Source organism: Sinobaca sp. SA16-1, assembly GCF_059510515.1.
Window position 1 is genome coordinate 101649 of sequence record NZ_JCAKFL010000005.1, and the last position, 13119, is coordinate 114767.

Here is a 13119-nt window from a genome sequence, read left to right on the forward strand (position 1 = left end):
TGTGACCACCCAAAAAAGCTATCAAATAACCCCGCAAAAACCGATTTCATCCGGATTCAGCAAAGATTCGACCGCAGCTGAGGTGCTGGAAGGCATTGATCTGACCGGTAAAACGGCTATTGTCACCGGCGGGTATTCCGGCATCGGGATAGAGACAACACGCGCTCTGGCAGACAAAGGGGCGACGGTTATCGTCCCTGCCAGAAGCCTGGATAAAGCTAAAGCTGCTTTAGAAAATATTCCAAAGGTTGAAATAGAGGAACTTAATTTAATGGATCCCGGGTCTATTGATGCGTTTGCAGACCGTTTTCTTGATTCGGAACGGCCGCTTGATATTTTAATTAATAATGCCGGCATTATGACACCGCCGTTAATGAGAGATGCAAAGGGCTATGAGTCTCAATTTGCGACCAACCATTTAGGGCACTTTCAATTGACCGCACGTTTGTGGCCGGCTTTGAAGCAGGCAGACGGGGCACGGGTCGTTACCGTCTCTTCGGCTGCTCATATGTATGGGGGCATTAATTTTGAGGATCCTAACTTTGAACACCGCGAATATAACAAGGGGTTGGCCTATGCTCAATCAAAATCGGCTAATGCACTGTTTACGGTAGCCCTAGATAGGTTCGGTTATGAGAATAACATCCGCGCGTTCTCTGTACATCCCGGCGGAATTAAGACAGAGCTGTTTCGATATATATCAGAAGAAGAAACCGGCGGTGGAGGCATTACTGATTTTAAAACAGAGGAACAAGGGGCTGCAACGAGTGTATGGTGTGCGACTGATCCTCAGCTGAATAACAAAGGCGGCGTGTACTGCACAGATGCCGATATTGCTGAAGCGGCGTCTTCTATGGATGATATGCCGGATGCTGTCTTTCAACATGCTGTTGATCCTGATCTCGCAGAACGCCTGTGGAAGCTCAGCGAAGCGTTAACCGGTGCAGCGTTCAGCGATTGATGGTTTGGATTAGGCAAAAAAGAGTGTACGGATTTTAATACCTGATAAGAAGAGGTGGTAAGAAAATGAGCAGACTATTGGAAGGCAAAACAGCTGTAGTTACAGGATCAGGGCAGGGCATTGGAAGAGATATTGCACTCTGCATGGCAAAGCTTGGAGCAAAGGTGGTTACAAACAACCGCAGGCCGGGATCTTCCTTGAATGCTTTTGAAAAAACGTCGCTTCAATTTAACGATGAAGAGCGTGAAGAGCTTCAGAAATTTAAAGGAGATGCGCAGACAACAGCCGATGAAATTAATCGATCAGGCGGAGAAGCTGTTCCTTTTTACGGGGACGTTAGTGATTTTAAGACAGCTGAAGAAATGGTCCAAACAGCAGTGGATCATTATGGACGTATCGATATTATTGTAAATAACGCCTCGTCGAACTGGGTAGGAAATATTATGAAAATGGACGAAGAGTTATGGGATACCAGCGTCGCTTCGAAACTGAAAGGGGCATTTAACCTGATGCACCACGCCCTTCCCTACATGAAAGAACAGGGATTTGGACGCATTTTAAACTCTTCTTCAGACGCATTTCTTGGGCTGGAAGGCTATGCGGCCTACGGTGCTGCCAATGCCGGACTGGTGGCTCTTTCAAAAGCGGCAGCAAAAGATGTTGCCGGTCACGGCATCACGGTTAATGCGTATACCCCGCTTGCTAAAACACGTGCATGGTACAACGCTGTTGCCACGTACAGGCTTCAGGGCGTTTCTAAGGAACAGGTGGAAGCAGTAGCTCCTGAGGCAATGAAAGAAACACCCGAAGGGATGGTGCCATTTTTGGCTTACCTTGCATCCGACAGCGCCGCCGGTATCTCCGGTTACTTATTCAAGCTTGCTGCCAATGGGGAAATAGGCGTCTGGTCGGATTCTGAAGTTATAAACGAAATCAAACAAGCTGACGGTATCTGGACAATCGACGAACTGGAAAAACGGGTGCCCGGGGAACTGCTCAAACATGCAAAAGAAAACGAATCAAAACTGCCTTTGAAATAACAGACAGACCGCCAGCAGTATTTATTATAATTGGAGGACTTCATATGGGGAAATTAGATGGAAAAGTAGTTATAATTACAGGATGTTCAAGCGGACTTGGTAAACAACAGGCCATTCGACTGGCGGAAGAAGGGGCGAAGCTGGCTATTTGTTCGAGAACGGAAAGCAGGCTGATGGAAACAAAGAAGCTGTGTGAAGAAAGAGGCGCAGACGTTTTTGCGATGGCGCTTGATATTATGAATTATGATGACTTAGTAACGCTCGTCGACAAGACGGTCGAACGCTTCAGCACAATTGATGTTCTGATTAACAATGCTCATACTGTGACCAATCCCGGGCCTTTCCTGGAAAAGCCGATTGCAGATCTTGATACAGAAATGCACAGCTCCGTGTATGCGTACTGGCATTTAATGAAGCTTTGTTATCCGTATTTAAAAGATAAGCCCGGCGCTGGAAGTTCTATTATTAATTTTGCATCAGAAGCAGCGGTGGCAGGGCTGGATTCATTTGCGCCGTATGCCGCTTCCAAAGAGGCCGTGCGGGGCTTGTCCCGCGTCGTTGCCAGAGAGTGGGGACAGTTCAATATCCGCGTAAATACGCTGTGTCCAAATGGTTTGACAGACAACTGCCAGATGGGGTTTGATCACCTCGAACCTGACGTGAAGGAATGGGCGGAGAATGCTTTTACTGACAATCCATTCAAACGGGCAGGTGATCCTTATCACGATGTAGCTCCGATCGTCGTATTTTTCGCTTCGGATGACAGCCGCTGGATTACAGGACAGAACATTCATGCAGATGGCGGCACGCTGATCAACGCTTAAAATGGGCGGTATTCTTCATCTGACACAACCAAAAACCGTTTCCCTGAACAAATCCGGGAAACGGTTTTTGGTGAATGTTTTTTATAATAAGGAGTTCCTGTAGGTCTGGGGAGTCACGTCATACATATCTTTAAAAGACTTCTGAAAGTGACTTTGGCTGGAAAAACAGAGGTCACTGCTTATTTCGCTTATCGTCTTAACGGAAAAGGCAAGCAGATCCCTGGATTCTTCAAGTTTACACTTTCTGATGAAATAATTTAGTTCCATACCCATCTCTTTTTTGAATTTACGCGACAGATACGACCGGGTGAAGCCGACATAATCGGCCACGTCCGCTGTTTTAATATTTTGATTTGTATTCTCATAAACATATTGAATCACCTGCCGGAGAATCACATCTGCTGTTGCCGGAACGATGGAATTGGCGACTCTATTGGCGTAGTCTAATTGAACCTGGCTCAAAAGAGACATAATGGCGTCGAGTTCGGTCAGCCTTTCCACCTGATTAATATAAATATTGGATAGCTGATAGGCAATGCTTGGAGCGAGGCCGCCTCTCATTGCTGCCCGGGAGGATAAAGTAACCGTAACAATGAACGTATTTTTCCACTGACGGAGTTTATTGTTGGCAATAACGCCTATTTTCGTATTTCTGGAGATCGTATGAATTTCATTTAATTTTTGTATATTTCCTGTTTCAATATATCGTATAAACTCGCGCTCTATTTGAAAATTGTTGTCAAAAAACCCTTCCTCTTTGTAAAGAAAAGATTCAATGGAGTATTTTTCAGCAATGGATGTTTCAAATGGAATACTAATGTCATCTTCAATATCTTTCCTGGTTAGTTCGGAATGATTGATCGTGTAATTTATAAACAAAAGAGTATTAATAAAAGTATCCAGATTCTCTGTAGGTATCCCATGAAAAAATTCAGAGAATGCTTCCATGCTGGATTGACTTGTGGGAAATTCTTTACTCATTAATACTAAAGATTCATGGGAATAAGGAAAATCATTGACAGGTCCAAGAACAATAAAGGAACTGCTGTTTTCTATCTGAATGGACCCGTAATAGGAGTAAAAGGTGGTCGATATGTATGTTACCGTTTTGTCTGTTTTCGTAAGGTGTGATACATACTGGTCAGGAGGAAGGGTCTCTTCCTTTTGAGCTGGATAACAGCTGATCAATTTATTGTTTTCATATAAATAAACCGGAACAAATGAGGATTTATACAGATACTCACAAAATTTTGTAATATCAGTCATAGAGTAAGCTCCTTTTAAAATATAATGCAATTATATAATGAAAAGCACAAATATGAAATACTGAAATGTATTCGTTTACTAGAATAATAGTAAGCTATAGATTACAGCGGCAGCTTTAAAGACGAATTTTATGGAAGCGGTTGCTGAAATGAAAGACCGGCCGTTTGTTAAAGGAGCAGCACACTAAATATTGGAATGAGGGAAATCAATGAAACACGTATGTAACCCTATAAATATGGAATACAAATATCAATTTAATATTCGGGATGAACAGATAACTGTTAACAGGGAAGCCGCTGATCCTTCGATGATTATGTTCAAAGGAAAGTATTATCTTTTTCCATCGATGACTGCGGGATTTCTAAGCAGCAATGATTTAGCATCCTGGGAGTTTCACCCGTTAAAGGCGCTGCCTATTTACGATTATGCGCCGGATGTGCGTGTTATCGGAGAATATATTTACTTTTCTGCATCAAAAAAAGACAGCAACTGCTCTTTTTTCAGAACAACAGATCCCATTCACGGCGGGTTTGAAGAAATAGAAGGAACCTTCCCATTCTGGGATCCTAATCTATTTGTGGATGATGACGGAAGGATATATTTCTATTGGGGATGTTCGAGTATCGATCCCATTTACGGGGTAGAGCTTGATCCAACGAATATGCAGCCCAAAAATAAACCGCTTGAACTGATTTTTGCAAACGAAAAAGAAATCGGCTATGAGAGAAATGGTGAAAATCATAAGCCTGCCAGAACCCCGGAAGAAATAGATGAAATCATTAACAACTATATTAACAGTACGCCGGATGTAACCCAGGAAATGATCGATTCGACACGAATGTATCTCGGCAATGAGAAGCCATATATGGAAGGGGCATGGATGGACAAGCATCAAGGCAGGTACTATCTGCAGTATTCTGCACCGGGCACAGAATTTAATGTGTATGCAGACGGCGTGTATATTTCCGACAGTCCGCTTGGCCCGTTTTCGTTAGCAAAAAACAATCCATATTCCTATAAACCGGGCGGCTTTATGCCGGGGGCCGGTCATGGTTCCACTATGGAAGATAAGCAGGGAAACCTCTGGCATACTTCCACGATGAGAATCTCGGTTAATGATAGATTTGAAAGACGATTAGGTATATGGCCTGCAGGATTTGACACAGACGGTGAGCTGTTCTGCAACCAGCGTTATGGAGATTGGCCGATGAAAATCGAAGAATCCACCATGAATCCGTGGGAGAACCCGGAGTGGATGCTGCTATCCTATAATAAACCTGTGACAGCTTCATCATTCGCAGAAGAAAAAGCTCCCTCAAAAGCAGCAGATGAAAATGTACAGACATGGTGGAAGGCGGTTGGAAATGCCAGCGGAGAATGGCTTGAAATAGACCTTAATCATGTGTGTGACGTGCATGCGGTTCAATTGAATTTTGCAGACGATAATCTGGATCTCAGCCTTCCGGAAGGCGCAGTGCCGCATGGAGATACCTACACACAAAGGTATATAGATGAACGACAGCACTACACAAGATGGCTGCTGGAAGGTTCAGTGGATGGGAAAGAGTATTTCGTTATAGAAGATAAGCAGGAGGCGGATACAGATTTATCCCATGACCTGATCGTAAAAGAAGATGGGGTGAAAGCACGGTTTATACGATGCACAGTCCGGGAGCTTCCTTACAATCAAACCGCGTGTATTTCCGGATTGAGGGTTTTTGGCACCGGGGATGTTGAACGTCCTGAGAAAGCAGCCGGAGTTACGCTGGAATTAGTAAGTGAGCTGGATCTGCTGGTGAAATGGAGTCCTGCAGCATCCACAGGGTGTAATGTTCTCTGGGGATTTGCACCGGATAAGCTGTATCACAGCCATATGGTTTTTGGCAGCAATGAAGTAAATATAGGAGCCCTGGTCAAAGGACAGCCGGTCTATGTAAGGGTTGATACGTTTAATGAAAAAGGGATAACCGAAGGCGATGTATCCAAAGTTGTTCATCACGTAAAAAATCTGAAATGATAAGGAGTTTATGATGAAAGAAACAAAAATAAACGAATTAATTAGTCAAATGACATTGGAGGAAAAAGCGGGGCTCTGTTCCGGCCGCGATAATTGGTTTACAAAAGGAGTAGAGCGTCTCGGGATTCCCGCCATTCGCATGAGTGACGGGCCTCATGGGCTGCGTACCCAGTCAGGAGAAGAAAAAGGATTTGCCAGCGGAAGCATTTCTGCTGTCTGCTTTCCAACAGCCTGCACCATTGCTTCAAGCTTTGACCGCGAACTGCTGCGCAGAGAAGGAGAAATTCTGGGTGATGAGTGCCAGGCAGCTGATGTGCAGGTCATCCTCGGACCGGGCGTTAACATTAAGCGGAGTCCGTTATGCGGACGCAATTTTGAATATTACTCCGAGGACCCTCTCGTAGCATCGGAAATGGCAGCGGCCTTTATACAAGGAGCCCAAAGCAAAGGAGTCGGAACAAGCTTAAAGCACTTTTTAGCAAATAACCAGGAGCACCGCCGGATGACAAACTCCTCTGAGGTGGATGAGCGTACGCTCCGCGAGATATACCTGGCTGCTTTTGAAGGTGCGGTTAAAAACGCACAACCATGGACCATCATGGCTTCCTACAATAAAATCAATGGTACTTTTGCTACGGAAAATACCCATTACCTTACTGATATTCTTAGGAAAGAATGGGGATATAAAGGACTCGTCGTCAGTGACTGGGGAGCTACGCATGATCGTGTGGCTGCAGTGGCAGCCGGAACCGATTTAACCATGCCTGCTGAAATTGAAACCGACGCGGAAATCATAAAAGCTGTAGAAAGCAAAACGCTCGATGAGCGCGCGTTGGACCTGGCCTGTAAAAATATTCTCATGATGACAATGATGGGGGTTGAAAACCGGGCACCTGAAACGAAGTTTAATTATGAAGAAGGGCATAAATTTGCGAGAGAAGCAGCCGGCCAGTCGATTGTTATGTTGAAAAATGAAGATTCTATGCTGCCTCTGCAGAAATCGAGCAGCGTTGCCTTTATCGGGAGATTTGCTTCCGCTCCCCGGTACCAGGGGAGCGGAAGCAGCCTGATCAACAGCTTCAAGGTTGCTTCTGCATTAGATGCCGCTGCTGCTGAAGGAATAAATGTTGAATATGCAGAGGGTTACTCTATTAAAGAGGATAAGACAGATCAAATGCTGCGGGCAGAAGCGGCAGCTGCTGCAAAAAAAGCGGATACCGCCGTACTTTTTGTTGGACTTACAGAACAGATGGAGTCTGAAGGGTATGACCGCAAACATCTGCATCTGCCAGCCTGCCAAAACGAACTAATTGAAGCCGTCTGCGCCGTGCAGCCCAATACCGTCATCGTACTGCATAACGGAGCGCCGGTTGAAATGCCGTGGGTCGACAAGCCTAAAGCTATTCTTGAAACCTATCTCGGCGGCCAGGCCGTGGGAGAAGCTGTGGTGGATATACTCTTCGGAGAAGTTAATCCAAGCGGCCGGTTAGCGGAGTCATTTCCTAAGAAGCTTGAAGACAATCCATCCTATTTGTCTTATTTTGGCGAGGGAAACCGGGTGGAATACAATGAGAAAGTTTTTGTAGGCTATCGTTATTATGAAAGCAAAAAAATGGAAACATTATTTCCATTCGGTCACGGCCTGTCTTATACCACGTTTGAATACACTAATTTAAAGCTTGATAAAAAAGAGATGACCGACAAAGATACGCTTACCGTACGTGTGGATGTAACCAATACCGGCCGTGTATCCGGCAGAGAAGTCGTACAGCTTTATATTGCCCCCGAAAAGGGCGAAATTATCAGGCCGGTGCGCGAGCTGAAAGGCTTTGACAAGGTCAGCCTGCAGCCCGGGGAAACACAGACTGTTACGTTCGAACTGAGCAGGAGAGCTTTTGCGTACTGGAATACGGAAGCTCATGATTGGTATATGGAAAGCGGAAAGCATGCTGTTCAAATTGGGAAATCTTCACATGAGATCGTATGTGAAGAAACAATAAATATTACAGCAAAACCATATCTCGGCAGCAAAAATTATAACGCCAATTCTACTTTAGGTGAGTTCATTGAGCACCCGGCAGGTAAACAGTTCTGGGACGAAAACATTGGCAGGTTTTTTACCGGTCTGGCTGCAAGCGGGATGGTCAAGCAGGAACAGCTCGATGAGATGGGCATAAAGCCGGGAGATGAAGTGAGCGATGAAAATGTTAAAAAATTTATTGCTGATTCAGAAGGACAGGGAAATGGTTTCGGTGGAACGGAAGTTATGATGAGTCTGCCTGTAAGTATCATTATTGAATTTATTCCGGATTTATCTAAAAGCGGCCTGAATTCACTGTTTGATGAAATGAATCAAAAGTAATAACTTACTGTGGTTTCGTATTATATGTTCTTCTAATCAAAGAACAAACGAAAGGGTGACAGAGACATGCCGGAATTTCCAAGTGACTTTTTAATTGGAGCTGCAACAGCTGCACACCAGGTAGAGGGAAATAATGTGAACAGTGATTTCTGGGCAATGGAAAATGTCCCGGGCACTATGTATAAAGAGCCTTCCCTGGATGCTGTTGATCATTACAACAGATATAAAGAAGATATTCAATTATTGATAGAAGCCGGCTGCAATGCTTATCGTTTTTCAATTGAATGGGCAAGGGTGGAGCCGGAAAAAGGATATTTTGACAAAAAAGAAATAGCGCATTATAAAGAAGTTCTCGAATACTGCCACGAAAACAACGTTAAACCCATTGTCACCCTGCATCATTTCTCCTCACCGAAATGGCTGATTTCTGAAGGAGGATGGGAGAGTGTTCATACTGTTGATTATTTCGAGGCATATGCCAAACATGTTGTAACAGAATTAGGAGATTTCCTTCCATACGTCTGCACGATAAACGAAGCAAATATGGGAAAGCAGATAGCCAAAATTATAAAAGAAATGACCGGCTCTCTAAAGCAGGAATCATCGAATACCGAAAGTGATACAGGTGTCCAGGTTGGTTTGAATATGGAGACAAATCCTGAAATGATGAACTATTATTCCACGTTAAGTGAAGTATTTGGTATAGATTCTGAGAAAGTGCAGACATTTTTATCCCCTCGTACGGAAGTGGGAGAGCTGATTATTATGCAATGCCATGAAAGAGCAAGAGACGTTATTAAAGGAGTCAATCCTGATATTCAGGTAGGCCTTACTTTATCTTTATACGACCACCAGGCCTTACCCGGCGGGGAAGAAGCAGTTAAACAGGAACAGGCGGATGATTTTACTGATTATCTTCCCTACCTCCAAAAAGATGACTTTCTCGGTGTGCAGAATTACTCCAGAAAGATCCATGGACCCAACGGAGTGGTGAAACCGGATGAAAACACACGGGTCACGAAAATGGGCTATGAGTATTATCCCGAAGCTTTGGGAAATGTTCTAAGATTTGTTTCAAAGCATTGGAGTAAGTCTATTTTAATAACAGAAAACGGTATTTCCACGGATCACGATGAGGAAAGAGTGGAATTTATGGAACGGGCATTAAAGGGTGTATATGAATGTATAGAAGACGGGATCGATGTTATTGGCTATACGCACTGGTCTTTATTGGATAACTTCGAATGGCAGCTTGGCTATGAACAGCATTTCGGGTTAATAGCTGTCGATCGTTCCACTCAAAAAAGGTATCCAAAGAAAAGTTTGTCCTGCTTAGGAAATATAAAAAAGTCAGGACTGCCGTTATTATCAGCAAACGTACAGGATAAGCCTGATTTACAGGGATAAAACGAGAAGGGGGTGTTGGTCGTGAAAGTTGTAAACAAAGTGGTAGTTGTTACCGGTGCAGGAGGAGGCATAGGAAGCAATTTAGTGCATAACCTCCTATCAAAAGGTGCCCGTGTAGCTGCTGTAGATATTGATGAAAAAGCATTAGAGAAGCTCGTTACTCAAGCAGGAGAAAAAAATGAATACCTTTCCACACATAGAGTTAACCTGACCAGCCGGGAGGAAGTAGAAGCGCTGCCTGAACAGGTGATTGCTCATCACGGTACTGTAGACGGCGTAATAAACAATGCAGGAATTATCCAGCCTTTTATCAATATAAGTGAACTGGATATTGAAAAAATTCAACTAGTGATGGATATTAATTTTTACGGAACCCTTTATATGACGAAGGTTTTTCTTCCATATCTGCTGGAAAGGCCAACAGCCCACATTACAAATTTATCAAGCATGGGCGGGTTTGTTCCGGTTCCCGGTCAGTCGATTTATGGAGCTTCCAAAGCCGCTGTTAAACTGCTGACAGAAGGGCTTTATTCAGAACTTAAAGGGACTAACGTCAACGTAACGATCGTTTTTCCGGGTGCCGTTGCGACTGACATTATTAAAAATTCGGGAGCAGAAGGGGACGCCTATGATTCCATTAAAAAAGCCAACAGCAATAAAAAAGTAAAGCCATTTACCCCGAAAGAAGCAGCGGACATTATTATTGACGGAATGGAAAGGGATAAATACAGAGTACTTGCCGGCAAAGATTCCAAAATGCTTGATGTTTTTAACCGGTTAAATCCAAAATTTGCCGCAGGACTAATAGCCAAAAATATGAATTTTAAATAAAAGACGAGACGAATAGTAAAGCTGGCAAAGTAATGGGGCACCTTTGGTGGCTCTTTTTACTTTATGGAAGGCGGCTGTTTTTTCCTATCTATTAACGCAAGCCAAAGCTGCTGAAAAAGTTATTTGAAGAGAATAGATACATAAATATAATAGAAAGCATACATATGCAATACAAAGATGTAAGCTTTTTATAGAATAATGATGCAAGACGAATATCAGCTTAACGAGTTTAAATAGATAAGAGAGATTAAGGAGGAAATCATGAAAGAAATAGTATTAGTATGTACGATAGGTATTACTACAGCATTTACTGTGAAAGATATGATGAAAAGTGTAAAGAAACAGAATTTAGATATTAATATACGAGCGTTGGCATTGGATAACTTATATGAAGTAGTTGAATCTGATCCTGTAGATTTAGTACTGCTGACCCCGCCGGTGGCTTCCAGATTCAAAGAAATAAAGGCAAATATAACAGATGATATTCCTGTTGTTATGGTTAGTGGAGAACATTACGTTAACTATGATGGAGAGACTATATTAGAAGAGGCTCAAAAGCATTTGAAATAAAAGTATAATTTCAAAAGATGAAAAACCTTCTATAATGTTCACTTATGAAGACAAGTCCAATCCCGCTATACTGACAAAGCAGTTAGAGAAAGGGAGTTGGAATTGTGTCCGTACGTGCACACAAAGAAGCAAGACTGCCGCAGAATGCGAAGGAAGGCATTCTTTTTATGTTGATTGTTTCGTTTCTATCCGTTAATACGATTGCCCCAATCATGGTCGGGCTGGAGCGTGGGTTTTCCTTCGAGGTTTATAAAGAAACGCTGTTAATTCTGCCGCTGATGTGGGCGATCGTCATGCTGGTTGTCCTGTTTATCGCCAAACCCCTTGTCGGCAGGCTGATGCCTGTGTTTGCCGACGCAGCAGACGGGTTCAACGCCAGGGTCCTGCTGACGATTGTGCTGAATGTGACGATCATTTCTTTATTGATGACGTTCATCGGGATGTGGGTCGGCACCGGCCAGATCAGCCTCGATCCGCTGCAGCGGTTTCTGCACATCTGGCCCCGCAATTTCGGTATAGCCTTCTGGATCGAGATCCTTTTCGCGCAGCCGACTGCACGGTTTGTGATGAAACAGATGCATACGGTGCAGGATAGAAAAGCGGTTTCTGCTTAATGAAATAGAGAAAAATTTCCTCCGGGCATGACCCGGAGGAAGCTTTTTTTAATCAATTTATATAAGGTTCATTTTGTTAATTTTATGGATTTTAGAGTTTTCGTGATCCCAAAACACTACTTCTTTTTCTTTATTCTCATCGTATCTATTATCAAAGCAGAAATAATTACCTAAGCCGTCATTTGCAAAAGCAATTAAATTCTTTGGAAGTTCTTCTTTCAAACGATTATTAACAGAAATTATATCTTCCGGATACTCCTGGCCTATCGGTAAGAATGAATTGATATTTACTTCTTTTCCTGCTTCCGTATAGCTGCTGTGCGGTCTCGGTCTGGCACCGTTGTATTGTTTTACTATCGATTTATAGAATTCGGGAAAAGTGATGTTGAAGTGATTTTCTATTTCTGCAATAGCAGCGTCTTCTGCCTGTCCTTTGCTGTACTTCCATTCCATAAAAATGCCTCCTCGTGTGTATTAATATCCTTTACCCCATAAACTCATGCCGCCGGAATGTCTTGCGAGGTCATGTGTTTCCGTTTCAACGAGCTGCATTTTACCGGGCTCTTCGTGATGATGCCAGGTATAGCCGTCGGGCGTTTCGCCATCGGAAATCTGTTCCAGCTGTGTGGCGTCAAATTGACCCTGAACGTCGGGGTCTTGTTCCACCGCAGCGGCTAATTGTTCGTTAGCAATTTGTTCATGAGAATAGGAGCTGGAGAGGTAGTCTTCCGGCGGTATAACAGCGTCATAGGTAGGATCAAAGACTGGGAAAACTCCTTCAATCGTTGAGCCGTCCGGCATGTCCACCGTATTGCTTTCATAATAGATGCCGCTTACCGGTTCAGCCGTACCTTCCAAATGGTCATTGATCGTATCAATCTGTTCTATTTCCCCTTCAGCCGTGTAGTCTGAATCGACAACGCCTTCCTTATGTAGAAACTCGTCAATATAGTCACTGTCATTTCCGTCACCCGAAATCTGATAGTCCAATTCATACTGGTTCAGCATCGTACCGCCTGCATCAGCATCCATCTGATGCAACAAAGAGTCGGGCAGGGAAGCATTCAGATTATCCATCAGAAGGCTGTGATCAGTATCGGTAATACCGTATGTGGACTCATTTGGTATTTCATATAACTCTAATTCTGCTGCATCTATTTCCATAGCCTGATCAGCATCCAGAATATCAAAAACATCTAAATCAAAAGCCATACGCCATCAGCTCTT

Annotated in this window: 12 protein-coding genes; 9 read left to right on the forward strand and 3 right to left on the reverse strand. The window is 43.5% G+C overall.

The features are described 5' to 3' along the window. Window position 1 precedes the first annotated feature (1 nt). From AC5W2J_RS14565 to AC5W2J_RS14575, 3 genes are all read left to right on the forward strand, one after another. Entirely contained in the window at window positions 2-961 is a 960-nt protein-coding gene (locus AC5W2J_RS14565; protein WP_496060186.1) for an SDR family NAD(P)-dependent oxidoreductase, read from the forward strand. Between the two features lie 65 nt (window positions 962-1026). Further along, window positions 1027-2001, forward strand: a complete 975-nt coding sequence (locus AC5W2J_RS14570; RefSeq protein WP_496060187.1) for an SDR family NAD(P)-dependent oxidoreductase — start codon at window positions 1027-1029, stop codon at window positions 1999-2001. Between the two features lie 44 nt (window positions 2002-2045). Further along, the gene (locus AC5W2J_RS14575) at window positions 2046-2825 is read left to right on the forward strand and encodes an SDR family NAD(P)-dependent oxidoreductase (RefSeq protein ID WP_496060188.1); all 780 of its coding nucleotides are present in this window, start codon (window positions 2046-2048) and stop codon (window positions 2823-2825) included. An 81-nt stretch (window positions 2826-2906) separates the two neighbouring features. On the opposite strand, the gene AC5W2J_RS14580 is transcribed toward AC5W2J_RS14575, so the two are convergent. Beyond that, complete coding sequence (locus AC5W2J_RS14580) at window positions 2907-4091, reverse strand: helix-turn-helix domain-containing protein (protein WP_496060189.1); 1185 nt, start codon at window positions 4089-4091, stop codon at window positions 2907-2909. A 208-nt stretch (window positions 4092-4299) separates the two neighbouring features. Here AC5W2J_RS14580 and AC5W2J_RS14585 point away from each other — a divergent pair, with 208 nt between their 5' ends. The 6 genes from AC5W2J_RS14585 (at window position 4300) to AC5W2J_RS14610 (ending at window position 11892) form a co-directional block, all read left to right on the forward strand. Continuing rightward, on the forward strand, window positions 4300-6108 hold the full coding sequence (locus tag AC5W2J_RS14585; protein WP_496060190.1) for a family 43 glycosylhydrolase: 1809 nt from the start codon (window positions 4300-4302) through the stop codon (window positions 6106-6108). 13 nt (window positions 6109-6121) lie between these two features. Beyond that, complete coding sequence (locus AC5W2J_RS14590; protein ID WP_496060191.1) at window positions 6122-8470, forward strand: beta-glucosidase; 2349 nt, start codon at window positions 6122-6124, stop codon at window positions 8468-8470. A gap of 66 nt (window positions 8471-8536) precedes the next feature. Beyond that, the gene (locus AC5W2J_RS14595) at window positions 8537-9877 is read left to right on the forward strand and encodes a glycoside hydrolase family 1 protein (protein WP_496060192.1); all 1341 of its coding nucleotides are present in this window, start codon (window positions 8537-8539) and stop codon (window positions 9875-9877) included. Between the two features lie 21 nt (window positions 9878-9898). Next, a complete protein-coding gene (locus AC5W2J_RS14600; RefSeq protein ID WP_496060193.1) occupies window positions 9899-10708 on the forward strand; it encodes an SDR family NAD(P)-dependent oxidoreductase in 810 nt (269 codons plus the stop codon). 261 nt (window positions 10709-10969) lie between these two features. Further along, window positions 10970-11278, forward strand: coding sequence for a PTS sugar transporter subunit IIB (locus tag AC5W2J_RS14605; RefSeq protein WP_496060194.1), 309 nt, complete (start codon window positions 10970-10972; stop codon window positions 11276-11278). Window positions 11279-11382: 104 nt separating this feature from the next. Further along, window positions 11383-11892: a DUF2798 domain-containing protein gene (locus AC5W2J_RS14610; RefSeq protein ID WP_496060195.1), complete on the forward strand. Its 510-nt coding sequence runs from the start codon at window positions 11383-11385 to the stop codon at window positions 11890-11892. Window positions 11893-11949: 57 nt separating this feature from the next. Here the strand turns inward: AC5W2J_RS14610 and AC5W2J_RS14615 are convergent, their stop codons facing one another. After that, entirely contained in the window at window positions 11950-12345 is a 396-nt protein-coding gene (locus AC5W2J_RS14615; protein WP_496060196.1) for an SMI1/KNR4 family protein, read from the reverse strand. Between the two features lie 21 nt (window positions 12346-12366). Next, window positions 12367-13104, reverse strand: a complete 738-nt coding sequence (locus AC5W2J_RS14620) for an HNH endonuclease (protein WP_496060197.1) — start codon at window positions 13102-13104, stop codon at window positions 12367-12369. Window positions 13105-13119 lie beyond the last annotated feature (15 nt).